Source organism: Tepidimonas sp. HKU77 (assembly GCF_049728535.1).
GTDB lineage: Bacteria > Pseudomonadota > Gammaproteobacteria > Burkholderiales > Burkholderiaceae_C > Tepidimonas.
Genome location: NZ_CP187300.1, coordinates 2,065,206 through 2,090,273, shown reverse-complemented (window position 1 = coordinate 2,090,273; position 25,068 = coordinate 2,065,206). Strand labels below are relative to the sequence as shown.

Annotated in this window: 25 protein-coding genes; 8 read left to right on the top strand and 17 right to left on the bottom strand. The window is 66.3% G+C overall.

The genetic code is table 11. The features are described from left to right. Positions 1-7 precede the first annotated feature (7 nt). The gene (panC, locus tag ACPP3B_RS10095) at positions 8-859 is read left to right on the top strand and encodes a pantoate--beta-alanine ligase (protein WP_424858907.1); all 852 of its coding nucleotides are present in this window, start codon (positions 8-10) and stop codon (positions 857-859) included. Between the two features lie 21 nt (positions 860-880). Here panC and ACPP3B_RS10090 read toward each other — a convergent pair whose 3' ends face one another. The 4 genes from ACPP3B_RS10090 to ACPP3B_RS10075 form a co-directional block, all read right to left on the bottom strand. After that, positions 881-1,903, bottom strand: a complete 1,023-nt coding sequence (locus ACPP3B_RS10090; protein WP_299020487.1) for an NAD(P)H-dependent glycerol-3-phosphate dehydrogenase — start codon at positions 1,901-1,903, stop codon at positions 881-883. A gap of 45 nt (positions 1,904-1,948) precedes the next feature. Then, positions 1,949-2,401: a protein-export chaperone SecB gene (gene secB / locus ACPP3B_RS10085; RefSeq protein WP_299020484.1), complete on the bottom strand. Its 453-nt coding sequence runs from the start codon at positions 2,399-2,401 to the stop codon at positions 1,949-1,951. 156 nt (positions 2,402-2,557) lie between these two features. Then, positions 2,558-2,818 carry a glutaredoxin 3 gene (gene grxC, locus ACPP3B_RS10080; RefSeq protein WP_424858906.1) on the bottom strand — a complete coding sequence of 87 codons (261 nt, stop codon included), beginning with the start codon at positions 2,816-2,818 and terminating at the stop codon, positions 2,558-2,560. Between the two features lie 22 nt (positions 2,819-2,840). Beyond that, a complete protein-coding gene (locus ACPP3B_RS10075; RefSeq protein WP_299020479.1) occupies positions 2,841-3,245 on the bottom strand; it encodes a rhodanese-like domain-containing protein in 405 nt (134 codons plus the stop codon). Positions 3,246-3,351: 106 nt separating this feature from the next. Between ACPP3B_RS10075 and gpmA the strand changes: the two genes are divergently transcribed. The 3 genes from gpmA to ACPP3B_RS10060 all read left to right on the top strand — a co-directional run bounded on the left by gpmA (position 3,352) and on the right by ACPP3B_RS10060 (position 6,438). Continuing rightward, complete coding sequence (gene gpmA, locus ACPP3B_RS10070) at positions 3,352-4,095, top strand: 2,3-diphosphoglycerate-dependent phosphoglycerate mutase (RefSeq protein WP_424858905.1); 744 nt, start codon at positions 3,352-3,354, stop codon at positions 4,093-4,095. 97 nt (positions 4,096-4,192) lie between these two features. Next, positions 4,193-5,665, top strand: coding sequence for a S41 family peptidase (locus tag ACPP3B_RS10065; protein ID WP_424858904.1), 1,473 nt, complete (start codon positions 4,193-4,195; stop codon positions 5,663-5,665). A 23-nt stretch (positions 5,666-5,688) separates the two neighbouring features. Further along, entirely contained in the window at positions 5,689-6,438 is a 750-nt protein-coding gene (locus tag ACPP3B_RS10060) for a HesA/MoeB/ThiF family protein (RefSeq protein ID WP_424858903.1), read from the top strand. On the opposite strand, the gene ACPP3B_RS10055 is transcribed toward ACPP3B_RS10060, so the two are convergent. The 6 genes from ACPP3B_RS10055 to ACPP3B_RS10030 are packed head-to-tail and all read right to left on the bottom strand — an operon-like array spanning position 6,383 to position 11,896. After that, on the bottom strand, positions 6,383-7,324 hold the full coding sequence (locus ACPP3B_RS10055; protein ID WP_424858902.1) for a DUF429 domain-containing protein: 942 nt from the start codon (positions 7,322-7,324) through the stop codon (positions 6,383-6,385). The genes ACPP3B_RS10060 and ACPP3B_RS10055 overlap by 56 nt on opposite strands. Continuing rightward, the gene (locus tag ACPP3B_RS10050) at positions 7,321-7,746 is read right to left on the bottom strand and encodes a BLUF domain-containing protein (RefSeq protein ID WP_424858901.1); all 426 of its coding nucleotides are present in this window, start codon (positions 7,744-7,746) and stop codon (positions 7,321-7,323) included. Before ACPP3B_RS10050 ends, ACPP3B_RS10055 begins: the two co-directional genes overlap by 4 nt. A gap of 12 nt (positions 7,747-7,758) precedes the next feature. Next, entirely contained in the window at positions 7,759-8,490 is a 732-nt protein-coding gene (gene folE, locus ACPP3B_RS10045; RefSeq protein ID WP_424860179.1) for a GTP cyclohydrolase I, read from the bottom strand. A 41-nt stretch (positions 8,491-8,531) separates the two neighbouring features. Continuing rightward, positions 8,532-9,785 (bottom strand): cardiolipin synthase ClsB, encoded by a 1,254-nt coding sequence (clsB, locus tag ACPP3B_RS10040; RefSeq protein WP_424858900.1) that lies wholly within the window; start codon positions 9,783-9,785, stop codon positions 8,532-8,534. Further along, a complete protein-coding gene (locus tag ACPP3B_RS10035; protein WP_424858899.1) occupies positions 9,782-10,567 on the bottom strand; it encodes an endonuclease/exonuclease/phosphatase family protein in 786 nt (261 codons plus the stop codon). Before ACPP3B_RS10035 ends, clsB begins: the two co-directional genes overlap by 4 nt. Before the next feature lie 48 nt (positions 10,568-10,615). Next, positions 10,616-11,896: an HD-GYP domain-containing protein gene (locus ACPP3B_RS10030; RefSeq protein ID WP_424858898.1), complete on the bottom strand. Its 1,281-nt coding sequence runs from the start codon at positions 11,894-11,896 to the stop codon at positions 10,616-10,618. A 253-nt stretch (positions 11,897-12,149) separates the two neighbouring features. Between ACPP3B_RS10030 and ACPP3B_RS10025 the strand changes: the two genes are divergently transcribed. The 3 genes from ACPP3B_RS10025 (at position 12,150) to ACPP3B_RS10015 (ending at position 15,504) form a co-directional block, all read left to right on the top strand. After that, positions 12,150-12,968, top strand: a complete 819-nt coding sequence (locus tag ACPP3B_RS10025; RefSeq protein WP_424858897.1) for a flagellin — start codon at positions 12,150-12,152, stop codon at positions 12,966-12,968. 145 nt (positions 12,969-13,113) lie between these two features. After that, a complete protein-coding gene (fliD, locus tag ACPP3B_RS10020) occupies positions 13,114-14,526 on the top strand; it encodes a flagellar filament capping protein FliD (RefSeq protein ID WP_424858896.1) in 1,413 nt (470 codons plus the stop codon). A 156-nt stretch (positions 14,527-14,682) separates the two neighbouring features. Then, the gene (locus tag ACPP3B_RS10015; RefSeq protein ID WP_424858895.1) at positions 14,683-15,504 is read left to right on the top strand and encodes a flagellin; all 822 of its coding nucleotides are present in this window, start codon (positions 14,683-14,685) and stop codon (positions 15,502-15,504) included. A 33-nt stretch (positions 15,505-15,537) separates the two neighbouring features. Here the strand turns inward: ACPP3B_RS10015 and ACPP3B_RS10010 are convergent, their stop codons facing one another. The 7 genes from ACPP3B_RS10010 to ACPP3B_RS09980 are packed head-to-tail and all read right to left on the bottom strand — an operon-like array spanning position 15,538 to position 22,369. Beyond that, positions 15,538-16,242, bottom strand: a complete 705-nt coding sequence (locus ACPP3B_RS10010) for a cytidylyltransferase domain-containing protein (RefSeq protein ID WP_424858894.1) — start codon at positions 16,240-16,242, stop codon at positions 15,538-15,540. Next, positions 16,235-17,296: a nucleotidyltransferase family protein gene (locus tag ACPP3B_RS10005; protein WP_424858893.1), complete on the bottom strand. Its 1,062-nt coding sequence runs from the start codon at positions 17,294-17,296 to the stop codon at positions 16,235-16,237. Before ACPP3B_RS10005 ends, ACPP3B_RS10010 begins: the two co-directional genes overlap by 8 nt. After that, positions 17,293-17,940, bottom strand: a complete 648-nt coding sequence (locus ACPP3B_RS10000) for a NeuD/PglB/VioB family sugar acetyltransferase (protein WP_424858892.1) — start codon at positions 17,938-17,940, stop codon at positions 17,293-17,295. The genes ACPP3B_RS10005 and ACPP3B_RS10000 overlap by 4 nt, the downstream gene beginning before the upstream one ends. Continuing rightward, positions 17,933-19,030, bottom strand: coding sequence for an N-acetylneuraminate synthase (gene neuB, locus ACPP3B_RS09995; protein WP_424858891.1), 1,098 nt, complete (start codon positions 19,028-19,030; stop codon positions 17,933-17,935). The genes ACPP3B_RS10000 and neuB overlap by 8 nt, the downstream gene beginning before the upstream one ends. After that, the gene (gene neuC / locus ACPP3B_RS09990) at positions 19,023-20,201 is read right to left on the bottom strand and encodes a UDP-N-acetylglucosamine 2-epimerase (protein ID WP_424858890.1); all 1,179 of its coding nucleotides are present in this window, start codon (positions 20,199-20,201) and stop codon (positions 19,023-19,025) included. Before neuC ends, neuB begins: the two co-directional genes overlap by 8 nt. Position 20,202: 1 nt before the next feature. After that, a complete protein-coding gene (locus tag ACPP3B_RS09985) occupies positions 20,203-21,363 on the bottom strand; it encodes a LegC family aminotransferase (RefSeq protein ID WP_424858889.1) in 1,161 nt (386 codons plus the stop codon). Next, positions 21,356-22,369 carry an NAD-dependent 4,6-dehydratase LegB gene (locus tag ACPP3B_RS09980; protein WP_424858888.1) on the bottom strand — a complete coding sequence of 338 codons (1,014 nt, stop codon included), beginning with the start codon at positions 22,367-22,369 and terminating at the stop codon, positions 21,356-21,358. The genes ACPP3B_RS09985 and ACPP3B_RS09980 overlap by 8 nt, the downstream gene beginning before the upstream one ends. 76 nt (positions 22,370-22,445) lie before the next feature. On the opposite strand from ACPP3B_RS09980, the gene ACPP3B_RS09975 reads away from it, so the two are divergent. Further along, positions 22,446-25,004 (top strand): 6-hydroxymethylpterin diphosphokinase MptE-like protein, encoded by a 2,559-nt coding sequence (locus tag ACPP3B_RS09975; RefSeq protein WP_424858887.1) that lies wholly within the window; start codon positions 22,446-22,448, stop codon positions 25,002-25,004. The last annotated feature ends 64 nt before the right edge of the window (positions 25,005-25,068 follow it).

Below are 25,068 nucleotides of genomic sequence, written 5' to 3'. Positions count from 1 at the left end.
CTGCCTCATGCAAGTCATCCACACCATCGCCGAACTGCGGCAAGCCCTGGCCCGCTACGACAGCCCCGCCTTCGTGCCCACCATGGGCAATTTGCACGACGGCCACCTGGCCCTGGTGCGGCGTGCGCGCACCCTGGGCGATGTCAGCGTCGTCAGCATCTTCGTCAACCGGCTGCAATTTTTGCCACACGAAGACTTCGACACCTACCCACGCACGCTGGACGCCGACTGTGCCCGGCTGGCCGAGGTCGGCTGCGACATCGTCTTTGCGCCCGCCGAGTCCGAGCTCTACCCGCAGCCGCAGACCTTCAAGGTGCAGCCGCCTGCGGCGCTGGCCGACCTGCTGGAAGGGCACTTCCGCCCGGGCTTTTTCACCGGTGTGTGCACGGTGGTGATGAAGCTGTTCCAGTGTGTGTTTGCCCAAGCCAAAGGCGAGCGCCACGCCGTCTTTGGCAAGAAGGACTACCAGCAGCTCATGATCATCCGGCAGATGGTGCAGCAGTTCGCGCTGCCCATCACCATCCACGGTGGCGAGATCGAGCGTGCCCCGGATGGATTGGCACTGAGCTCTCGCAACGGCTACCTGTCGCCACAGGAACGCGCCGAGGCGCCGCAATTGCTGCTGGCGCTGCGCACGCTGGCCGCGGGCGTGCTGGCGGGCGAGCACAACCTGGCCGCGCTCGAACACCATGCCATGCAGACCTTGGCCGCGCGCGGCTGGCAGCCCGACTACCTGACGGTGCGCCGCCGCGAAGACCTGCAGCCCCCCACCCAGCACGACCTGCAACCCGGTCGGCTGGTGGCCCTGGGGGCTGCGCGCTTGGGGCGCACGCGCTTGATCGACAACTGGGAATTTTGACGCCCGGCCCCGCCGGAGCGCTCATTCGGCCACCGAATCGCGCGCCATCAGGCGCGTGACCGCATCGCGGGGCTGCAAAGTCCCATCGAGCAGCGCCACCACGGCGCCGGTGATGGGCATGCGCACGCCCAGCGCGTGTGCACGTTGCGCCACGGTGCGCGCGCTGTAGACGCCCTCGGCCACGTGCCCCAGCGACGCCACCGCCTGCGCCAGGCTCATGCCCTGCGCCAGCAGCAGGCCGACCTGGCGGTTGCGGCTGAGGTCACCAGTGGCGGTGAGCACCAGATCGCCCAAGCCCGACAGTCCCATGAAGGTCTCGGCCCGTGCCCCCAGCGCCGTGCCCAGGCGCGTGATTTCGGCCAGCCCCCGGGTGATGAGCGCGGCGCGCGCATTGTGCCCCAGGCGCAGCCCGTCGCACAGGCCGGTGGCGATCGCCATCACGTTTTTCACTGCCCCGCCCACCTCGACCCCCACCAGGTCGTCGTTGGCATAAACGCGCAGGTGGCCGCCATGAAACGCCTGCACCAGCGTGGCGCGCACCCCCGCATCGGCACTGGCGGCCACCAACGCCGTGGGCAGGCCGGCCGCGACCTCCTGCGCAAAGCTGGGGCCACTGAGCACACCCACGCGCAGCGCCGGCGCGACACGGGCAGCGATCTCGTGTCCGAGCAGCCCTTCGGCGCTGCCCTCGGGCGGCCGCTCGAAGCCCTTGCACAGCCAGGTCACGGGCACCGCCGCGCGCCCCGCCTCGGGCAACATCCGGGCCAGCCACTGCAGCCACTGGCGCAGCCCGGCCATGGGGGTGGCGACGACGACCAAGTCGGTCTGCGTCAGCCACGGCAGCAGCCCCTCGGGGTCGCCGCCTGCGCACACCAACCCGGGCGGCAGCGGCACCCCGGGCAAATAGCGGGCGTTGACCCGCTCGGCGCGCAGGCGTTCGGCCTGCGCCGGGTCGCGCACCCACAAGTGCACCTGGTGGGTGACGCTGGCGGCCAAGGCCAGTGCCGTGCCCCAGGCACCGGCACCGATCACCGTGATGTGCATGGCGCGATCGCGTGACGCGCGGTCCTCGACGGTCGGTGTGCGCCTTTAGGCGTTGGCGGTCGCGCCGTTGGCCTGCTGGGCCTGCTGCTGCTCGTACATGGCCTGGAAGTTGATCTCGGCCATGTGCACGGGCGGAAAGCCCGCGCGGGTGATCAGGTCGGCCACGTTGGCGCGCAGATAGGGGTAGATGATCTGCGGGCAGGCAATGCCCAGGATGGGACCCATCTGCTCCTGCGGCAGATTACGGATCTCGAAAATGCCCGCCTGCTTGCACTCGACCAGAAAGACGGTGCGCTCGCCGATCTTGGTGTGCACGGTGGCCGTCACCCCCACCTCATACACACCGTCGGCCAACGCCTGCGCCTCGACGCCGAGCTGGATGTCGACGCTGGGCTGCTGCTGCTCCAGAAAGATGGCGGGCGAGTTGGGTTGCTCGAGCGACGACTCCTTCAGGTAGACGCGCTGGATTTGAAAAACCGGGGTTTGATCGTCGGACATGGTGACAGGCAGGTTGGGCGGGGACGCCACGGCATGTGGCCCCGCGGGTCGAAAACTCACGGGCGACGCGATCGTCACCCGTGACTGCGCCCGATTATGCCGGAGGATGAGACCGCAGCCCTCGCCCCGGGCGCGCCTACCATCATCGACCGACCGTCAGCGCCCCTGCAGCAAGGGCGTCAGACCGCCCGCCGCGTCCAGCGCGTGCAGGTCGTCGCAGCCGCCGATGTGGCGCCCGTCAATGAAGATCTGCGGCACGCTCGTGCGCCCAACCCGTCGCGCCATCGCCTCGCGCACGTCGGGCCGACCGTCGACGTTGATTTCCTCCCACTCGGTCACGCCGCGCGCGCGCAGCAGCGCCTTGGCACGGTGGCAATAGGGGCAATAGTCACTGCTGTAGATCTGTACGTGCGCCATCGGGGTGTCTCCAGATACGGCATCAGGCCTTTTGCACCGGCAGGCCTGCACTGCGCCAGGCGGCCATGCCCCCTGCCAGCGACACCGCGCGCTCGTAGCCCAATTTCTTGGCGATGGCCACCGCGCGCCGCGAGCGCATGCCCGAGGCACACACCAACACCAGCGGCGTGGCCTTGTTCTTGACCGCCTGGGGCAACTGCTGCTCCAGCGCGTCCAACGGAATGTTGCGCGCCCCCGCGATGTGCCCTCCTGCATACTCTGACGGCGAACAGACGTCGATCACCACCGCTTTTTCTCGGTTGATGAGCTGCACCGCTTGCGTGGGCGTCACCCCGCCCGCAGCGCCACCCGCCGCCGGCCACAACAGCAACACGGCCGAGCCCACGGCCACGGCCACCAAGATCCAGTTCTGCGCAATGAAATCCACGCCGTTTGCCTTCCATCATTGGGTTGAGGGCCCGCGGCCCAACACGGGTGGTATTCTAGAATGTCGCTTTGTCTGGCGCCCGCCGCCGCTCCATACCCCTGCCACCATGCACAAGCTCGTCCTCATCCGCCACGGCGAATCCACCTGGAACCTGGAAAACCGATTCACCGGCTGGACCGACGTCGACCTCACGCCCACCGGCGTGTCGCAGGCGATGTCGGCAGGGCGCCTGCTCAAGGCTGAGGGCTGGGACTTCGACCTGTGCTTTACCAGCGTGCTCAAGCGCGCCATCCACACCCTGTGGTACGCGCTGGACGAGATGGACCGCGCCTGGCTGCCCGTCATCAAAGACTGGCGGCTCAACGAGCGCCACTATGGCGCGCTGCAGGGCCTCAACAAGGCCGACATGGCGCGGCAGTACGGTGAGGAACAGGTGCTCGTGTGGCGCCGCAGCTACGACGTGCCGCCGCCCCCGCTGGATCCCAACGACCCGCGCAGCGAACGCCACGACCGCCGCTATGCGCACCTGCCTCCTGAGCGGATTCCGCTGACCGAGTGCCTCAAGGACACGGTGGCGCGCGTCGTGCCCTACTGGAACGACACCATCGCGCCCGCCATCCGGCGCGGCGAGCGCGTGCTCATCTCGGCGCACGGCAATTCGATCCGCGCGCTCATCAAGCACCTGGATGGTATCTCGGACGCTGACATCGTCGGGCTCAACATCCCCAACGGCATTCCGCTGGTGGTCGAGTTCGACGATGACCTGCGTCCGCTGCGCCGCTACTATCTGGGTGATGCGGCCGCGGCCGAGGCAGCAGCCGCCGCCGTGGCCCACCAAGCCAAGGCCTGACGAAAGCGCCCAATATCGCCAGGCCCGTCCGGAACCGGGCGAGCGCAGCGGCGCTCCAAGAGGTATATTGAGGCGTCGATTGACGAACGGGACTGTCATGGGGCACAAATTGAAGATTGCCGGTTGGATCGCGCTGGGGGCGCTGGCGGGCGCATTGACGACCGTGCAACTACAAGCCACGGCGCGCGCGTCGCTGGCGCCATTGCCGTTGGAAGAACTGCAGCAGCTCGCAGCGGTCTTCGGCATGATCAAGACCGACTACGTCGAGCCGGTCGATGACAAAAAGCTCATCACCGATGCCATCTCGGGCATGGTGTCGGCGCTCGACCCCCACTCGCAGTATTTCGACAAAAAGAGCTTCAAGGAATTTCGCGAGGGCACGTCGGGCCGCTTCGTGGGTGTCGGCATCGAGATCACGATGGAGGACGGCCTCGTCAAAGTCGTCTCGCCGATCGAGGACTCGCCCGCCTTCCGCGCCGGTCTCAAGGCGGGCGACCTGATCACCAAGATCGACGATACGCCCGTCAAAGGCCTGACCATCAACGACGCGGTCAAGCGCATGCGCGGTGAGCCCAACACCCGGGTCACGCTGACCATCTTTCGCCGCGACGAAAACCGCACCTTCCCGGTCACGATCACGCGGCAAGAAATCAAGACGGTGAGCGTGCGCGCCAAGGTGGTCGAGCCCGGTTACGCCTGGGTGCGCGTATCGCAGTTCCAAGAACGCACGCTAGAGGACTTTGCACGCAAGGTCGAAGAGATCGTGCGCGCGGAACCGCAGCTCAAGGGCTTGGTGCTCGACCTGCGCAACGACCCTGGCGGCCTGCTGGACGCGGCCATCGGACTGTCGGCGGCGTTTTTGCCGGACGACGCTGTGGTGGTCAAGACCGACGGCCAGCTCGAAGAAAGCAAAGCCACCTACCGGGCCCGCCCGCGTGACTACCTGCGCCGCGCCGGCAACGACCCGATCGCCCGCCTGACCGAGCAGACCAACGGCTTACTCAAGCGCATCCCGCTCGTGGTGCTGGTCAATGAAGGGTCAGCCTCGGCCAGCGAAATCGTCGCCGGTGCGCTGCAAGACCACAAGCGCGCGACCATCATGGGCAGCCAGACCTTCGGCAAGGGCTCGGTTCAAACCGTGCGCCCGCTGGGGCCCGATACGGCACTGAAACTCACCACCGCGCGTTACTACACACCCAGCGGCCGCTCCATCCAGGCCAAGGGCATCGTGCCCGACGTGTGGGTGGACGAAACGCCCGAAGGCAACCTGTTTGCCGCGCTGCGCACGCGCGAGGCGGATCTGGAAAAGCACTTGGCCGGCCCCGACGAGCGCCCCATGAACGAAGCCGAACGCGAAGCCGCACGCCAGCGCGAGCGCGAGCGCGAGGCGGCCCGCCAACGACTGGAAGAAGAACGGCGCAAAAACCCGGACGCCCGCCTGCTGCCCGAGTTTGGCTCGGACAAGGACTTCCAGCTGCAGCAAGCGCTCAACCAGCTCAAGGGTCTGCCGGTGGCGGTCAGCAAGACCGCCAGCGAGCGCCCAGCCAAAAACGACGGCGCGGCCAACTGACCAACCCAACGCCCTGCCCGCCCATGACCGACGAGCAACTGCTGCGCTACTCGCGCCACATCCTGCTCGACGACATCGGCATCGAAGGCCAAGAACGGCTGCTCGCCGCGCACGCGGTGGTGGTGGGCGCGGGGGGGCTGGGCTCACCTGTGGCCCTGTACCTGGCCAGTGCTGGCGTTGGCCGCATCACCCTCATCGACCCCGACACGGTGGACGCCACCAACCTACAGCGGCAAATCGCGCACGACCTGTCGCGCGTGGGCCTGCCCAAGGTGCAGTCGGCGCAAGTGGCCATGCACGCCATCAACCCCGAGGTGCGCATCGACGCGCTCCAGCAACGCGCCGATGACGCCCTGCTCGACCGCGTGCTGCCCGGCGCCGACGTGCTGCTGGACTGCACCGACAACTTCCGCACCCGGCACCTCATCAACCGCGCCAGCGTGCGCCTTGGCGTGCCGCTGGTGTCCGGTGCGGCCATCCGCTTCGACGGCCAGCTGTCGGTCTACGACCCCCGCCAGCCTGCGTCACCATGCTATGCCTGCCTGTTCCCCGACACCGACGCGCTGGAGGAAACCCGCTGCGCGACGATGGGGGTATTCGCACCGCTGGTCGGCATCATCGGCACGCTACAGGCGGCCGAGGCGCTCAAGCTCATCGTGGGCATGGGCTCACGCTTGGTGGGCCGGTTGTTGATGCTCGACGGCCGCGGGCTCGCTTTTAGCGAGGTGGCGTTTGCGCGTCAGCCGGACTGTCCGGTGTGCAGCCAGCGGTGACGATCCAGCCCTCCAGGGGGGCGAACGGCGGCAACCCCCAGCAGGGGTGACCGGCCTCGTGCTGCTGCAGACCCCACGCGGCCTGCAGCAGGCACAGCACAGCGTCCAGCGCATCGCCGCTGGCATCGGCCACCAGTGCCTCGGCCAACGCCGGGCTCACGCACAGGCGCAGACCGCTGCTCGCCAGCAGGGGCGCGCTGCCCTGCTCCAGCGCGCGCAGCAGGTCTGCCCGGGCGAGCCGGTGCGGCACACTCTGGCGCCGGCGGTCGTCGCTTTTATACGGACGACGGCCCAATACGCTGCGCGCCAGCAGCCCGGGGTAGGCCTCGAGCGCGACGCGGTCGCTGTCCTGCTCGGGCTCATGCAGCCCGGGCAGCGCCACCCCCGCCGCCAACAAGCGCGGCACCCCCGCGTGCAACATAAAGGCCACGGGCGGGTTGACCCATTTCATGCTCGGGCTCGACCCTGCCGACCCATCCGTGGCCCGGTGGGCAAGCTTGTGCCCTGCTGGCCGTGCGGCACAAAAAGCGGCGAAGGTGGCGCGGATCTGGGCACGCTCCAGCGCGGCGTAGTGCGTTATACAGTCACACCATTGCAGCGGCCAACCCAACGCCTGCACCAGCGCGCGCGGCAGCCCGAAGGGAAAATCGAAACCCCCGACCCACGGGCCGTCCTCGCGCAACGCCTGGCTCCAGACCGACAGGCTGTCGTACGGCCGCAACGCGTCGAGCACCACCTGCTGCGGCGCACCCATCGGCCCCAGCAAGCGGCCCACCGCATGCACGATCGGCTTGCGCCGCGTGGGCGCACTGGTGAAGTCGCACCCCAGCAGCCGCGGTCGCGTCGTCTGTGCGGCGGGCTCGCCTGCGCTGCCCTCGGCGCTCACACCCGGCCGATGATGCTGGCGGTGGCCATGAGCTCCTCCAGCAGCGCCAGCGACACCTTGCCCGAGACGCTGTAGGGGTCGAACTCCGGCCGCTCGGAGTATTTCAGCACGATGGACGTGTTGAGCTTGGTCAGGTTGACCTGCCCCATCGTCCAGCCGCCGAAGCGCCGCTCGGTAATTTCTTCGTACAGCAACAGCTCCACGTCGTGGTGGCGCGGGTCTTCGATGATCTGGCGGTACAGCCGGTTGACCGCATCGCGCCCGCCCTCGATGGCTTGCAGATAGATACCGCCGCCGTAACACAGAATGCCCGTGATGCCATTGTGCAAGTTATGGTGGCGCGCGGCGTGCAGAATGTCCTCGATGTCCTGCGCGGTATGCTCCGGCCGCGCCCGGCTGACGTACAAAAGCCTCACCAGCATGGCTTTCCCCCCTCAACGGGCGCCGTCTTGGCGCGGGATCAGCGACAAAAATTCGCGCCGCAGGTTGGCATCCTTCAAAAACACCCCGCGCATGACGGAGTTGATCATGCGGCTGTCCATGTCCTTGACGCCACGCCACGCCATGCAGTAGTGTGTCGCCTCCATCACGATGGCCAGTCCGTCGGGCTGGGTTTTTTCCTGGATCAAGTCGGCCAGCTGCACCACCGCCTCTTCCTGGATCTGGGGCCGGCCCATGATCCATTCGGCCAGGCGGGCGTACTTGCTCAGGCCGATTACGTTGGTGTGCTCGTTGGGCATGACGCCGATCCACACCTTGCCGATGACCGGGCAGAAGTGGTGGCTGCACGCGCTGCGCACGGTGATGGGCCCCACGATCATCAGCTCGTTCAAGTGCTCGGCGTTGGGGAACTCGGTGATCGTCGGCGCCTTGACATAGCGGCCCGCGAACACCTCTTTGAGGTACATCTTGGCCACTCGACGCGCGGTGTCTTCCGTATTGTGGTCGTTGGCGGTGTCGATGACCATCGCATCCAGCACCGCCTGCATCTTCTCAGCCACCTCGTCGAGCAGCTGCTCCAGCTCGCCGGGCTGGATGAAGTCGGCGATGTTGTCATTGGCGTGATAGCGCTTGCGCGCCGCTTTGATGCGCTCGCGGATGCGCACGGAAACGGGCACGCCTTCATCGGCGGTGGTGGCGTCGGTCATGGTCTCGGGGGCTTTCATCAGCATGCGTCCATCCTAACACCAGACCGTGAACCCCGCCATCAATACCGGTGCCCGGTGATGAACAGCACCGCGCGCATCACGGCAAACGCCACCCAGTCGCGCGCGCGCTCGTGCCACGGGCGGCGCTGCAGGGCGCTCAACTCCAGCGCCACGCCCGCGGTGTGCAGCAGGTGGTCCAGGCGCGCGCGCAACTGGCGCACGAAGCGCGCGTCCGTCGTCACCACGTTGGCCTCGCGCGCCAGCAGCAAGCTAATGGGGTCCAGATTGGTCGAGCCCACCGTCGCCCAGTGGGTATCGACCAGCGCCACCTTGGCGTGCAGCGCGCTGGGCGCGTATTCATGGATCTGGACGCCCCGGCGCAGCAGCCAGGCGTGCACCGGGCGCGGCGCGTGGTACTGCAAAAACCGCTCGTACTTGCCCTGCACCAGCAGCCGCACGCGCACGCCACGCGCCGCCGCTTGCGCCAGCGCATGCCGCAGCCGCCGACCCGGGATGAAATAAGCATTGGCGATGATCACCTCCCGGCGCGCGCCTTCGATCGCACTCAGGTACGCGCGCTCGATGTCGTGCCGGTGACGCACGTTGTCGCGCCAGAGAATCGCGGCACGCGCGCCCTGCACGACCGCAGCCGCCTCGTCCGCTGCGGTGGCTTGCCTGTGACGCAGCCAGCGGCGCCAACGGCGCGGCAGTCCCATCACCGCGCCGGACGACGACCGCCAGGCATTGCGCCACGCCGCGCGAAAAGCGTGCTCGCGCATCTGCCCCACCGCCTGCAGCCGCCACCACAGCCGCTCCATCGTCGCCAGCATCTCCGCCACCAGCGGGCCACTCACCTCCATCGCATAGTCCAGCCGTGGCTGCGCCAGCCGCCCCAGCACCACGTCGTCCAGGTCATCGATCAGGTTGATCCCGCCGCAAAACCCCACCACGCCATCGACGACGCACAGCTTGCGGTGCAGCCGACGCCAGCGGCTGGGGATGAGCAGCCCCAGCCGCCCCAGCGGGGCATAGGTGCGCCACTGCACACCGGCGTCGGCAAAGCGGCGCTGCCACTCGGGCGGAATCTCGGGCGTGCCCACCGCATCGACCACCAGCCGCACCTCCACGCCGCGCTGGGCGGCGCGCACCAACGCCTCGGCGACGGCCAGTGATGCGTTGGCGAACACGAAGATGTACGTCTCGACGTGGATCAGGCGGCGCGCGCGCTCCATGGCTTGCACCATGGCTGGGAACAAGGCGCGCCCTCCCTCCAGCAGGCGCAGGTGATGCCCTGGTTGCAGGGTAGCGGTCATGCCAACTCGACCTCCGCCACCAGCGGCAGGTGGTCGGACCAGCGCGCCCACTCCCCGCGCGGCGGCACGGCCACGGATTGCACCTGCGCCCCCCGCGCGTAGATGCGGTCCAACGGCAGCAGCGGCCAGCGCGACGGATACGTCGGCACGCGCGCTTGCGCAGCGGTATGCAGCCCCAGGGCCGCCAGCGGCGCGTGCAGCTGCTCGCCCCAGTCGTTGAAATCGCCCGCCACCAACAGCGGCGCCTGCGGCGGCACGTGCTGCGCCACATAGTTGCCCAGCGCGCGCACCTGCCGTTCGCGGCTGGCGTGGATCAGCCCCAGGTGCACCACGATCACGTGCAGGGCGCTATCCCCCGCGCGCGAGCGGGGGTAGGGCGTGTCGCCGACATCCTCTGGCAGCGCCAGCACCGCATGCAACAGGCCGCGTTGCTCGAAGCGGTGGTCGGACACATCGCAATGCCCGTGCGCCACGATGGGAAAGCGGCTCAACAGCGCATTGCCATGCTCACCATGGCGCGTGCGCGCATTGGTGCGGTACAGCACGTGGTAGCCGGGGGGTGCCAGAAAGCCCGCCTGATCCCCCGCTGGCCAGTGGGCAAAGCGCCGCTGCAACCGGTGGTGATACGCTCGCACCTCTTGCAGGCAAACGACATCGGCGCGCAGCTCGGCCACCGCGCGCGCCAGGTTGTGGATCTCCAGCCGCTTCAGCGGCCCCACGCCCTGCACACCCTTGTGGATGTTGTAGGTTGCCAAGCGCACGGTTCGCTGACGTCTCGTCATGGGTCTGTCTCGGTGGCCATCGCCAACGGCCGTTTGGCGTTGGAGCGATCAGCGCAGCCCCGCCGCTGGCGTGCGAGAAAACAATAGCAGCTTCACCATCTCATCAAGGTTGATGCGGGCACGCACCACCGATCCCGGCACGGACTCGGCCACCGCCAGCTCCGTGCGGCTGGTATCCACCAACTTGGGCGAGCCCAACGGCTCACCCGCGCGGTTGACCACGACCGCCGCCACCGGGGTCGCCGCCTTCGGCCCGGGCCGCAACACCAGCGCCAGCTCGCCCGACTGCAGCCGCACGAACGTGCCGGGCGGATACAGCCCCAGCAGCTGCACCAGGGCCGCACCCACCTCGTCTTGTTGCCCCCCGGTGCGGAAAAACACCGCCAGCCGCGCGGATTCGCGCGCGCCCCGGCCGGGGCGGCTGGCGCGCGGACTCATGGACGCAGTGTAGCGGTCCAGCACCTGGATGATGTGTGCCAGCGCCTCGCCGGGCGGGCGCGCCGCCAGCGGCACCCCTGGCGCCAGCGCGCTGTGGTGCAGCGTCACCGCCTGCAGCCAGACGGGGTCGTCCACCCCCGCCTGCCGCAGCAGGCGCGCGCCCTCCTGCGCGTGGGCATCGATCTGCGCCCGCTGCGCCGGCGACGGCGGCGCGGCCTGCGTCGCCAGCGCATCCTGCAACTGCAGCATCGCCACGTTCATGGTCGCGGTGGCCAGCACCAGGGTACGGGTGCGCGCCTCATCCAGCCCCAGGCGCGGTGCCAGCCGGCGCGCCAGCACCGCGCACTGCAGCGCGTGCAGCACGCTGTAGTCGCTGGGGCTGCTGCAGGCGCGGTACGTCAACACCAGTGTCGCCGACTCCATCGCCCCCGGCGTGCGCTCCCACTGCTGAATATCGGCCCACAGCGCCGCCAGGCGCTGGCGTGTCTCGTTCGGCCCCCAGGCGCCCTGCGCGATGTTGGCCAGCAAGCGCCGCAGGCGCGCCGTCACCTCGGCACACTGCTCGGGGAACGTCCCCCGCAGTGGCTCTCGGCCGGCTGCCTCGTCCTCCAGCGACACGTAGCGGTCCAGATCTTTGATGGCGGCCTTGTGGATCTCCGCGCGCAGCAGCCCCTGCATCAGCACCTTGACCGCCAGTTCCGATTCCTCGAACGGCACGAACACCCGCCGCCGCGCACGGATGCCCTCCAGCTGCGCCTCGTCCTCGATGCGCAGACCCTTGGCCAGCAGCACCTGCCCGGTCTCGTCCAGCAGGGTAAACGGCAGCGTCAAGCCCACCCGTAGCTGCTCCATGGGCAGCGGAACGGGCTGGAGCCGGTCGGGGGTAGTCATGGTGGAGACGGCTTGGACGCAATCACGGCGTGCTCGGGCAGGCTGTCGATTCTAGTGGCCCCGACTGGCCTCTGGGACCCGCAGCACTGTCCTGACGCCGCAGCCAGCGCCAACGATACGCACCGGAAGAAACCCTCAAGTTCGGGCCGACAGGGCCGATATAGCAGGCAACCGGTAGTTCAACGGACCACCAGCAGCGGGCACGGGGCCCAATGCGGTGCATCCACCGGGCTTACCCACAGGAGCGACCGTCATGAGCCTGTCCATCAACACCAACCCGATTTCGCTGAACGCCCAGCGCAACACCGTCAACAACATGCAGTCACTGCAAACGACGATGGCCCGCTTGTCGTCGGGACTGCGCGTCAACACCGCCAAGGACGACGCCGCTGGCTTAGCGATTGCAGAGCGGATGCAATCTCAGGTACGTGGGCTCGGCATGGCGCTTATCAATGCCGGCGACGGTCTTTCCATGGTAGAGGTTGCCGACGGGGCTTTGGGATCCGTCACCGACGTTTTACAGCGTATTCGGGAGCTTGCTATTCGTTCGCGGAACGGCTCGAACGACGACACATCGCGGGCGAACCTGCAGACAGAATTCACCCAGCTCCGCGCCGAAATCGGTCGCATCCGATCACAAACGAGCTTTAACAATCGGCAAATTCTTGGTGGTGGAGCCACATCGTATGCCTTCCAGGTAGGAGCCAGTCAAGGGCAGACAGTAACCGTATCGATGCGCAGCATTGGATCAATCTCTACCGCGTTGGGTGCTGGGACAATATCCACAGTAGCGGGCGCCAGCGCCATGTTGGCCACTATCAACACGGCCATCCAAAGCGTGGTGACGAACCGGGCACGCCTCGGCGCCGTGATGAGTCGATTTGAGAACATCATGAGCAACATTCGCATCGCAGCGGAGAAGCAGTCTGCCGCCCGCGGCCGCATCATGGACGCCGACTTCGCCGCCGAGACGGCCAACCTCAGCCGCACCCAGATCTTGCAGCAAGCCGGCACCGCCATGATCGCCCAGGCCAATCAGCTGCCGCAAAACGTCTTGGCCCTGCTGCGCTGATCACGGCGCCAACGCCACGCAACCAACGGCCTGACGCCTGCCGGCGTCAGGCTCGGTCGCTGGACAGTAAGGGTATCGCCCGCTTTTTCTCCTTGCGCCCAGACGCCTGTCGACGTATAACACGCCACTGTCGCAGGAGTAGACCATGGCCATCTCAGCCCCCGGCGTCGGCAGCGGACTCGACGTCAACGGTATCATCTCTCAGCTTGTCGCCCTCGAGCGCAAGCCGATCCAGCAGATCCAGTCCCAGATCGGCGGTCTGCAGAGCAGCATCTCGGCGTGGGGCCAAATCAAGTCTGGCCTGGCCAAGTTGCAGGATGCGGCTGCGAAGCTGCTCGACACGTCGCTGTGGCAACGCAATACGGCGACCTCCAGCAACGAAAACTCGTTATCAGTCCGCACCAGTGGCGGGGCCATGGCCGGCAGCTACCAGGTCAGCGTACAGGCGCTGGCACAAGCCCAGTCGGCGCGAACGGCCACTGGCTTTGCAGCTGGAACCCCTTTGGGATTGGAAGGCCGGCTGGAGTTCACGCGCGGCACCTGGAGCGGTGGCAGCTTCAGCGCCGGTGGCACCCCGGTCAGCGTCACTGTCACCGCGACGGACACCCTGAGCGACATTGCCACCAAAGTCAACCAAGCCAATGCCGGGGTCACGGCGGTGGTGGTGCGCAGCGGAGGCCAGGAGAATCTGGTCTTCAAAAGCAGCCAGACAGGGGCGTCCCAGGGCTTCGAGATCCGAGCCTATGACGCCAACGATGACCTGATCACCGACGGCACCACAGGCTTGGGGGCGTTGTCGTATTTCAACAACGGTGGGGGTATCGTCGGGTTGACGCTGAGCGCCGCCGCACAAGACGCCGTGCTCGAGATCGACGGTATCGCTGTCACATCGGCGTCCAACACCTTTAGCGATACGATTGCTGGCTTGACGCTGGAAGCCAAGAGCATCACGCCCTCCCCCGCCACGGTCAATGTGCGCAGCGATACCGCCGCCATGGCCGAAGCCGTCAAGGCGTTTCAGACGGCATTCAACGAACTGAGCAAAACCATCAAGGACCTGACGCGGGCCGACCCCACTGGCCAGGGCAACGGGCCGCTGCGCGGCGACCAGGCCGCGATCGGTATCCTGACCATGCTGCGGAATTACGCTGGTGCGGAAGTGGCTGGTGGTCCGCTCGCACGACTAAGCGACTTAGGACTTTCATTTGAGCGCGATGGATCTTTGTCCTTGAACACCTCCGCGTTAGAGGCAGCGCTCGCTGCCCCCGAAGCAGTGCAGAGAGTATTCGCTGATACTCCGGCGGGTGTGGCCCGGGGTATCCGCGACTTCACTCGCGATGCACTCGCAACCGAAGGGTCTGCCGCTTTGCGCGAGAAGTCACTCAAGGATACGGTGAACCGAAAAAGCGAAGAAATGCGTCGCATCGAAGAGCGAGCAGCCCGTAACGAGCAACGCCTGCGCGCCCAGTACACGGCACTGGACACCAAGATGGCCCAGTACAACAGCCTGAGTAACTACATCACACAGCAGCTTGGGAGCTGGTCTAAGCCCAAGTAAGCATTCCTTCGATTTGGACTGGCAAAGCCCCGCTTTTCGGGGCTTTAATGTTTTTGACCTTGCCGAAAATATGGCCATGGGCAGTCGGCACGTGTACACCCCGCAAGCGCCGCGCCTTCGTAGATACACCTCTTGCCGATGTGAAGGAGTCGAACCATGGCGCTGACCATCAACACCAACGTGATGTCGCTGAACGCCCAGCGCAACACCGTCAACAACATGCAGTCGCTGCAAACGACGATGGCCCGCCTGTCGTCGGGCCTGCGCGTCAACACCGCCAAGGACGACGCGGCAGGGCTGGCCATCGCCGAGCGGATGCAATCTCAAGTGCGCGGCTTGGGTATGGCCCTCATCAACGCTGGCGATGGGATTTCGCTGGCAGAAGTGGCGGATGGTGCCTTGTCCTCCCTTTCCGACGTGTTACAGCGAATTCGCGAATTAGCGATCCGTGCGCGCAACGGAACTAACGACGATACCGCCCGTGCCAATCTGCACACTGAATTTCTGCAGCTACGCCAGGAAGTCGGCCGAATTCGTGCCCAAACCAGCTTCAACAACCGACAGATCCTGGGGGCGAACGCTAGCGCTTACTCTTTTCAGGTGGGGGCGAGCCAAGGACAGGTTGTTACGGTAAATATCACGAGTATCGGTTCCATATCCACTGCGCTCAACGCCCTAACAATCTCTACTGCCGGGGGCGCTAGCGCCATGCTGGCAACGATCAACACAGCGCTACAAAGTGTCGTCACGCGCCGCGCCAATCTCGGGGCGATTATGAGCCGCTTCGAAAATATCATGAGCAACATTCGCATCGCAGCGGAGAAGCAGTCTGCCGCCCGTGGCCGCATCATGGACGCCGACTTCGCCGCCGAGACGGCCAACCTCAGCCGCACCCAGATCTTGCAGCAAGCCGGCACCGCCATGATCGCCCAGGCCAACCAGCTACCACAAAACGTGCTGCGTTTGCTGCAGGGCTGACGTCTCAGCCAAATGCCACAGCGAAAGCGGCACTCAGCCGCTTTCGCCACTGTGCCAGCGCAGCAAACAGTCTGCCATCGCCAGATCGAGCGGGGTGTCGATGTCCACAGAACGCTCTGGCGGCATCACGTAGGCGACGGTCTCGTCGGTCACAAACGAGCGCGTGCGGCGCAGCCAGTGGGTCTGGGCGACATACACCGCGCCATTAAGGGCGTACAAGGCTGGCGCGTCTTGGCGCCGCTGCGGCCGTTCCCCATCCGGCAAGAAGGATTGCAAACGCCCTTGGGCCGAGAGTCGAAACAGCCACCACGGCGGCATGTGCGCCTCGGTCACGCTGACGCAGGCTGGCGCACCCGTCGCCAGGCACTGTTCCACGGCAGCATCGATGTCCCGTGCCGACCGCAGCGGAGACGTCGGCTGCAGCAGCACCACCCATTCGGCATCCGGCAGGCACGCCAGGGCGTGCAGCACGACGTCGATGCCCGGAGTCTCGTCTCGGGCCAGCTCGGGCGGACGCACGAAGGGAACCTCAGCCCCCCACGCACGGGCAACGGCCAAAATCGCCTGGTCGTCGGAGGACACGACCACGCGATCGATACTGCGGGCTTGACGGGCCGCCTCGATGCTCCACGCGATCAGAGGTTTGCCCGCTACGTCCCGGATATTTTTACCGGGCACACCCTTGCTACCCCCGCGGGCGGGGATCAAGGCAAGGACACGCGAGCCGCGCTCAGCCACGGCCGATCACTTGCAAAATATCGCGCTGGGCGGCCTCGAAATCGCCCATGCGCCCAATGTCGAGCCAATACTCGTGCACGGGGAACATGCGTACCTCGTGCCCGGCTACGATCTGGCGCTTGAGCAAATCGGGCATGTCCAGGCGCACACGCGGCTCGATGGCATGCACGACTTGCGGCGCCAGTACGTAGATGCCCGCGCTCACGAAGAAGTGATGCACCGGCTTCTCGGTAATGTCAGTGATACGCTGTCCTTCGTGCGCGATGACGCCGTACGGCACCTGAAAATCGTACTGGCGCGTGCAGACGGTGGCCGCGGGCGTGTGGCGGTCGTGGTCTTGGAGCAGCGCCTCGTAATCGACGCGCGTCATGATGTCGCCATTGACCACGATCACTGGGCGCTGCACGGCTTCCTTGGGCAGCAGCCCTAGCGCCCCCGCCGTCCCCAGCGGCTCGTCCTCGTGAATGTACTGGACGGTCACGCCCCAGCGGCTGCCGTCCTGAAAGTGCTGGATGATCTGCTCGCGCAGATAGTGCACCGAAATATAGAACCGGTAGAACCCATAGTCGATGAGATCTTGCAGAATATGCTCGAGCATGGGTTTACCACCCACCGGCAGCATCGGCTTGGGGCAGCGATCGGTCAAAGGGCGCAGGCGAGTCCCAAACCCCCCCGCCATCAAAAATACCGGGTTTTCCAGCCGGGGGCGCTTGAGCAAGTCCGTCAACGTCTCCAGCCCGACGAGCACGCCGCTGTCGTCCACGATCGGCACCTGCAGCACTTGGGCACTGCCCAACAGTTGCAGCGCCTCCTCGCGCCGATACTGTGGCGGCAACACACGGGGCTGGGCGTTCATCACCTCGGCCACTGGCGCATCCAGGCTCAAATGGCGCAGAATGCCGCGACGGATGTCGCCATCGGTCACCGTGCCGATCAGCCGCCCGGCGTCGTCCGTCACCAGCGCGATGCGCTTGGCCCCGCGGTCGATCACCTCGATGGCGTGGCGAAGGGTGTCATGGCTGCGCAGACATAGGTTTTGCCAGTCGCTCGTCATGTCGGATCTCCCAGCCGCTTGAAGGGGTGCCCTGGAATATAGCGGTGCCGCGGCGGAACGTCGCATGTGACCGTGGCGCCAGCGGCCACCTCGGCGCCGTCGCCGATGACCACGCGCGGCAACACGACCGCGCCCGCCCCCACGAAGGCACCCGCGCCAACACGCACATCGCCGCACAGGACGGCACTGGGCGCGATGTGGGCACCCTCACCGATGACGGTATCGTGGTCGATGCGCGCCCCGGTGTTGATCAGTGCGTGCATGCCCAACGACACCCCAGGCTGCACGATTGCCCCGGCCATCACCTGCACGCCATCCGCCACGGCAGCCCGGCGGGACACAACGGCCGACGGGTGCACCAGCGCCGGGACGGGCAGCCCCAATTGGCGCAAGCGTGCGCACATCGCCTGACGCAGCCCCATGCGGCCCGGGACCGCCCCGATGCCAACCGCGTAGGCATACCCCGCTGCTTGCGCCGATGCGAGCCAGGCGTCGTCGCCCAACACCGGCACGCCATCCCATTCGGCCCCGACGGGCTGTTCGGGCGTCAGCACGCCCGCCACCGTGCGGCCCATGCACTGCAGCACATCCAGCACCACGCGGGCGTGGCCGCCACTGCCCAGAATCACGACCGGCTCATTCATCCAGCAATTCGCCCGGTTGGTAGTCACGCGAGGCGGCACGTCCCATCACGTCCCAGTACCGCACGGGGGGCATGCCCGTACCGGGGCGCATCACCGCCACCTGTTCGGGGCCCAACCGCTGCCCCGCGGCGATCGGCACACGCGCCACCAAGCTCTTGCGGGCCACGCCCGCGGTGGCAGCCTCGCCCGGCTGCGGCCGCTTGATGCCATCGCCCAGGCACGCCTCGATCGTGCGCACGCCGCGCACGAGCGCGGCCATCTCATCGGGCTCCAGTGATGCCGCGTTGTCTGGACCCGGCAGGGTTCGGTCGAGTGTCAGGTGCTTCTCGATAAGGCAGGCGCCGCGCGCCACCGCAGCCAGCGTCACTTCTATGCCCAGCGTATGATCCGAATAGCCCACCGGCAAACCGAATGCCGCCCGTAGCGTGTCCATGGCGCGCAGATTGACCTGCTCAGGAGCAGCCGGGTAGTCGCTCGTGCAGTGCAACAGCGTGACGCCCTGGCGCAAGGCGGCCTGTCCTTCGGGCGAGGCATAGGCATCCTGAAACGCCGCCAACCCAGGGCGCTCCTGCGCGCCCGCGACGCGACCAAAGGCAATCACGCCCAGGGCGAGCTCGACCTCGCTCAACGTCGCCATACCGGTGGAGACGATCAGCTCGGCCCCGGTGCGCGCGTGCTGCAGCAGAAACGGGGCATTCGTGAGCTCGCCCGACGGGATTTTGAGCAAGGACAGCCCCAGCTCGTCGACCAACAAGTGCAGGCTGGCTTCATCGAACGCGGTAGAGAGAAACCGCAAACCTTGCCGCTGCGCGTGGGCCATGAGTTCACGGTGCAGGGCGGCAGGCAACTCCAGCCGTTGCAGCATGGCGAGTTGCGACTCTTGCGCCCCGGTGGCGCGCTGCTGGTAGGCGGCCTTGGGCGCATCGGGCGTGACCAGGCTGGCGGCTTGGAAGGTTTGAAATTTGACGATGTCAGCCCCCGCGCGAGCAGCCGCCTCGACCAACGCGAAGGCCATCTCCGGCTGCCCGTTGTGATTGACACCGGCTTCGGCGATCACCACAACGCCGCTGCGATAGGGGCGGTCAAGCATGGGTCGGCACCATCACGTCGTAAAACCGTTTGTGCACCAGCGCAAGCGGATCGACCCGCCGCAAGACGGTCAGAATACGCTGCGCAACGGCGCCGTCACCGTAGGGATTTTGGACGTCGCTCAAACGAGCCCGAAAATCTGGGTCCAGCGCGCGCCGCAACGCAGCCTCGATCTCCGCTTTGCGAGGCGGGCAATCAATCACGCTGGCCGCGCGCAGCCGACCCCGTTGACGCTCGCCGATGTTGACCGTCGCACATTTGGCACTGGGCGCCTCGATCAGCCCGCTCGATGAGTTGCCGACGACGACATCCACCCAGCGCAGCAGGGACAAGTAACGCTGCTGTCCGAGTGACGCGAATAGCCGGCAGCGCTGCGCATGACGCTGCGCGTACGCTTGCAGCAACGCGATGATGCCCTGCCCTCCCGGATCCGCATTGGGCAAGGTCATGATGATGCGCGCCTGGGGAAACGCGTCCAGCGCAGCCAGCAGTTCACGGCACTGGTCTGCCGGGTCGTCAGCGTCGAGCGTCGCCGGATGGAACGTGACCAGAAACGCTTGATCACCCAGCGCGAAGTCGATTGCGCGCTCCACTTCGGAGCGCGACAACAGTGGCGTGCGCGTCAAATGCTCCAGCCCAGGAGCCCCCACGTTGTAGACTCGATCCGGCGGTTCGCCCATCTGGATGACGCGGCGGCGGTACGGCTCCGCTGCCGTGAAGTGCAGAGACGACAACTTGGTAATCGCGTGCCGAAAGCCATCGTCGAGCGCTCCTTCCGTGACTTCGCCACCATGTAAATGGGCGATCGGCCTGCGCTGCGCAAACGCCGCGGTGGCTGCCGCCAAGGCCTCGAACCGATCGCCGAGTATGACCACCAGCTCGGGATCCAGCTGCGCAAACGCATCGGCGAAGCCGGCCGTCCCGGTGCCGATGGCGCGCGCCAAGGCATGCGGCGTGTCAGCATCGATTTCCAAGTCCACTGTGGCAGCGATGGGAAAACCATCGCGCTCGACAACCTCGATGGTACGGCCAAACTGCGGCATCAGGTGCATGCCGGAGACGACCAATTGCAACTCGAAATCCGGCGCACGATGCAAGTCGTGTATCAACCAATACAACAACCCATAATCGGCCCGCGAGCCGGTCACGACGGCGATGCGGCGCGGTGCCATCTTAGACCGCGCCTCCTGACAAGGGCGAGCTGGGGACATTGACGACGGTATCCGCCAGCCGTTCGGTCACTGGCAGCGGTGCGCACAGGCAGCCGCCGTACATCGGCAGCCGATGCATCGGCGTCCACAGTGGCCGCGTCATCACACCGGCGTCGTTGGTGGCTTGCAAAAATGCATCTCTCTCCTGCGCATTGGACAAGCGCAGCGCATTGAGCCAGTAGTTACTGTACGCGCCCGCTGGCTCGCAAACGAATGTCCACCCAAGACGCTGCGCCGCTGCCTGATAAGCCGCTGCGACCTTGCGTTTACTGGCCAAGAGCTCGGGCAAGCGTTCCATCTGTGCCAAGCCAAACGCGGCGTTCAGGTTGGGCATACGATAGTTATATCCCACTTCGTCATGGTCGAACCGCCACACATGGGGCAGCTTGGCCGTCGTTATCAAATGCCGGGCGCGGCGCGCCAGCGCCTCGTCATCGGTCACGATCATGCCACCGCCGCCGGTCGTGACGATCTTGTTGCCATTGAAGCTGAATACCCCCAGCTTGCCGAAGGTTCCCGTGTGGCACCCGCCACGGGTGCTGCCCAGCGACTCGGCGGCGTCCTCCACCAGCAGCAAGCCCCAGCGCTCGCACACATCCGCGATCTCGTCGACCCGGGCGGGATGACCCAGGGTGTGCATCGGCACGCAGGCACGGATCGGTCGCCCCGATGCCCGCTCAACGCAGACCCCGGCCTGCATGGTGGCATGGTCTGACAACCACTCGCGGAGTACGTCCGGGTCCATCCCGAGCGTCGTCTCCTCCACATCGACGAAGACGGGCTGTGCCCCGCAGTAGTGGATGGCGTTGCACGTGGCCACGAACGTCAGCGCCTGCGTCAGCACCAAGTCGCCGGGTTGCACTCCTGCAACCCGCAGCGCCACGTGCAGCGCCGCCGTGCCGTTGACCGTCGCCACGGCGTGCCGGGCGCCCACGAAAGCCGCCACGCTGGCTTCGAACGCCGTCACGAAGGCCCCGACGCTGGACACATAGGTCGAATCGATCGCCTCGGCCACCAGTGCTTTCTCTCGCTCGCCCATGATCGGGGCGTGCAACGGTATCGGCCCATCGGGCCGTCCGTACAGCTCCCGCACGAAGCCGATGAAGGGGGCAACGTCAAACATTGTAGCGATCGACCTTGTAGCGGCGCAGGTTGTCGGGGTTGGTAAACCAATCGATGGTCCGTTGCAGACCCTCGCGCAGGCAGACCTGGGGCCGAAAGCCCGTCAATCGCTCGATCTTGCGGTTGTCGCACCACAAGCGAAATACCTCGGACTGGGGTGGCCGCAGCCGCTGCTCGTCCTGCGCCACCTCGATGTCGCTGCCCATGAGCTCGCGAATCAAGCGCACCGTATCGCCGATCGAGATCTCCGAGTTGGAGCCGATATTGACCACCTCGCCGACCGCCGCGGCGCACTCGGCCAACGCGAGAAAGCCGCGACAGGTGTCTTCGACGTAGTTGAAATCGCGCGTGGGCGTGAGGTCACCTAGCTCGATACGGCGCTTGCCGGCCGCGATTTGGCTGATGATGGTGGGAATGACCGCGCGCGCCGATTGGCGGGGACCGTAGGTGTTGAACGGCCGCGCCACCGTAAGAGGGAGGCCAAAACTGCTGTAAAAACTTTGCGCGATCGCATCAGCACCGATCTTGGAGGCACTGTACGGCGACTGCGGTTGCAGCGGATGGGCCTCGTCGATGGGCACGTAGCGGGCGGTACCATACACCTCGCTGGTGGAGGTGTGGACGACACGCCGCACGCCGGCCTCCAGCGCGGCCTGACAGACGTTGAGCGTGCCGCGTACATTGGTGTCGACGTAACTGTCTGGCGCGATATACGAATAGGGAATCGCAATCAGCGCGGCCAAGTGAAACACCACGTCGACCCCTTTGACCATGTGCCGGCAGAAATGGGGATCCCGGATGTCGCCGGTGAGCACCTCGACCTCGGGTAGGCACGGCAGTCCCTCCAGCCAGCCCCAGTGGTTGAAGCTGTTGTACTGCGCCAGTGCGCGCACCCGGTAGCCGCGCGCCACCAAGAGCTCCACCAAATGCGAACCGATGAACCCATCGGCACCCGTGACCAGACACAGCGGTGCGGAACCGGAAGCAAGCGTTTGCGGGGTTTCCATCGGCTTGATCGAGTAGATGGTGAGGAGTCTTACGCCCTATCATGCTAGCGCATCGAATCACTGCCAGAAGCCTGAGATGGACGCACAACACTCCCCAATCCCGCCCATCATCGCCGACGATGAGGCGCACCGCCCGCCACCGACGTGGCGGGTTAACCGCTTCGGCGATCGCGTGCTCGACGCCGTCAATGGCGAGGCATTCGACCGCTTGGGCGCCCGTCTGACGCTGGAGGAGGTGTTTCGTGACCAGCTGCTTCGGGAGGACACGCTCTACCTGATCGCGGGCAGTGACTCCGGGCACTTGCTCGAACACGTCAAGCGCCAAGCCCCGCCCGCAGGCACACGGTACCTGTTCGTCGACCTCCCCTCCGTCCACGACACCTTGCGCGCCGCCGGTCTGTTCGAGGACTTGCCGCCCCACATCCGATGCGCGCCAGCCGATACCTGGGCCGAAGCTGCCCAAGCCCTATCCTTGTCCGACTACCTCTACATCGACGGTGTGGAGGTGGTTGCCTCGCTAGCCGCCCAGTCACCGGATATCCCCGATTACGTCAGCCTGGCGTGGGAGCTACGTGAAGCGGCGGCGAGCCTGCGCTGGCGGACGGTGGCGGTGCGGGGCAGTGAAGCGTTCATCACCTGCCAGTTGGACAATGCAGCAGACAACGTGGTTCCAGCGGGCGTCTGGCGCGGCGCCCTGGCTGGACGAACCGGTGTGCTGTTGGCCGGAGGCCCCTCGCTTGACGATGCCCTCGATTGGGTCAAGGCCCACCGCGAGCGGCTCGTCGTGCTGGCCGTCTCGCGCATCAGTCGGCGCTTGTTGGACGTGGGGCTGGAACCCGATTTTTTGTTCTCGGTCGACCCCACCGAGATGAGCTATGAAATCAGCCGCGACATGCTGCGGTTCGGGGAGTCGGTCGCCTTCATCCACCAGTACCACGTCAACCCGCGCTTGCTCGCGCAATGGCCGCACCGCAGCTATTACCTGGGCAACGTGCTGCCGTGGACGTCGAAGCTCAATCCCTCAGAGCCGCTCTTGGGGGTAGGCCCCACGGTCACCAACACGGCACTGGCTTTCGCGGGTGCGCTAGGGTTGGCGCGGGTGATTCTTGCCGGTGTCGACCTGTGCTTCACGCCCGAAGGATACACCCATGCCCGAGGCAGCAATGAACGAGCGGTGGGCCCGCGTTTCGACCTGACGCCACTGACGGTCGACACCAACGCGGGCCAGCGGGCCTGCACCACGGCCGACTTTGCGGCCGCTGCGCAAACGCTCAGCCAACAGGCGCTGTACTGGCGCAGTCAGGGGCTGGAAATCTACAACCCAGCAACCGGGGCTGCGCGCATGGAAGGCGTCATGCACCTGCCTTTGGAACAAATCGCGTTGGAAGGAGCGGCACTGGCGAGGCCGTTGGCGCCCTCCCCTTCCGTGCAGGACACTGATGAAACCCGGCTCCTCCATGCGCAGCGGGTGGTGCGCGCCATGCAGCGTAAGTTGGATGAAATCAAGGCCCTGGAGGGCGAACTGCGCCACGCGCGCCGCGTCGTGGACAAGCTCTTTCAAGCCGACGGGTCGATACAAAACCGAAATCTGCGCAAGCGCCTGGACAAACTGGAGGCCAGCATCGATGTGCAGCACAGGGAAACGGCCAACCTGATCCGCCAGTGCAGCACACATGCCTTTTTGCGCGCCATGAGGACCACCCGCGATGTGGATAGCCTGGACGCCGCCGGCGTTCAGCAAGCCCTGGCCGCATACTACGATACCTACCTGGAAGGCGCCGAACGCCTGCGCACGCAAATCGAGCGCGGCCTGGATCGCGCGCGGCTGCGCGCTCAAGAGTACGCGCAAAATACCCCGCTGTCGGCGCTGGCACCGCGCTGGCTGACGTACCGCGAGCCTGGGCGCTGGCGCCGCTGGACGAATCGCCGCAACGCGTCCGACCTACCCCTGTCACCCGACGAGCAACGAGCACTGCAGACGTTGCAAGACGCGTGTCAGGCCGATCTGCAGTCTACCGGTGGAGCCCATCTCGCGCGTGCGCGCACTCATGCCGACTTGCGCGCGGCGCGCGTGCGCATGGAAGAGCTCTTCTCGCGCCGCGATGCCAAAGCGCTGCGTGACCTGATCGCGGGTCTGGAACAAGCCCAAGACGCCGATGCGGCCCGCAGCTACCAAGCGCTCGCGCAGGGGCTGCTGGCGGAGCTGGAAGAACGCGAGGACGACGCCTTGGCGCACTACGACGCGGTGCTGCAGAGCGAACAGCGTTCGCTTTGGCCACTGGCGCTGCTTCGCGTGGCCAACTGGGCGTTGCGCCACCAACACACCGAACACGCGCGCCAGGCACTGGAGTGCTTGGCCAGTCTGACGCCCCGGTACCTTTTGCCATATGCCGACGTGCTCGCAGCCATCGGGGATTTGTCAGGGGCCATCGGAGAGTACGAAAAATACCTCACCGATCACCCAGACGACATCCACGCGATGGCGCGCTTGGCGCGCTCGATGGCCCACGCCGGTCACAGTGACGCCGCTCGCGTGATGATCGAGCACATCGAACGCGTGGCGCCTGGGGTGGTGGGACGGCGAAACCTTCACGACTTGATCGACAGTCCAAAGTCCGCAATTAACCCCGAATAGCGTCCATCGGGCGGGGGTATATCGGGGCTTGCGGCGGGCATCGTCGGTCTCAAGAAGCACTCGG